The organism is Limnohabitans sp. 2KL-17 (genome assembly GCF_003063415.1).
Lineage (GTDB): Bacteria > Pseudomonadota > Gammaproteobacteria > Burkholderiales > Burkholderiaceae_C > Limnohabitans_A.
The window spans coordinates 1-587 of the sequence record NZ_NESK01000106.1; the positions used below are offsets into that span (position 1 = coordinate 1).

Consider the following 587-nt stretch of genomic DNA (forward strand, 5'->3'; position numbering starts at 1 on the left):
GCCCCCTGAATCACAGTCCCGTCGGTATTCCTTAAACTAAGAAACAGGAATACGACCATGGATATGACTATGTCTTCAGCAACGCCCACCCGGGTTGAAGTGGTGACAAGCGTTCAACGCCGCAGGCGTTGGACCCCAGAGCAAAAGCTTGAAATCGTCAAACAGACCAACGAACCTGGCAGTTCCGTCTCGATGGTTGCCCGGCAATTCGGCATCTCTGCGGCTCAGCTCTTTCAATGGCGAAAGGCCTACCTGCAAGGCTCACTGATGGCTGTGGGTGCCAACGAAACCGTGGTGCCAGCGTCTGAGCTTCAAGACGCCATGCGCCGCATCAAACAACTCGAAGGCGCACTTGGCCGCAAGACTTTGGAGAACGAGATTCTCAAGGAGGCTGTGGACTTTGCCAAAGCAAAAAGTGGATTGCGCGCTCGCCAGTATTGCCCGGGGGCGAGCAGTGAGAGCCGTCTGCTGTGCTCTGAGCGTGTCGCGCAGCCATGTGTTGGCCATGAGAGATCGCCCGTCCGAATGGGCAGACTTGAGAAAGTCGCCACCACGCCATGGTGACGCCACAGTCACGCAAGCCATTG

1 protein-coding gene is annotated in these 587 nt (G+C 56.7%); it reads left to right on the top strand.

What is annotated here, in order from left to right; genetic code table 11:
* Positions 1–57: 57 nt before the first annotated feature.
* Positions 58–564, top strand: a complete 507-nt coding sequence (locus tag B9Z45_RS16805) for a transposase (protein ID WP_108408296.1) — start codon at positions 58–60, stop codon at positions 562–564.
* Positions 565–587: the final 23 nt, after the last annotated feature.

Excerpts from the sequence above, each read along its gene's own strand:
- B9Z45_RS16805 (WP_108408296.1), top strand. The coding sequence starts at position 58 with ATGGATATGACTATGTCTTCAGCAACGCCCACCCGGGTTGAAGTGGTG.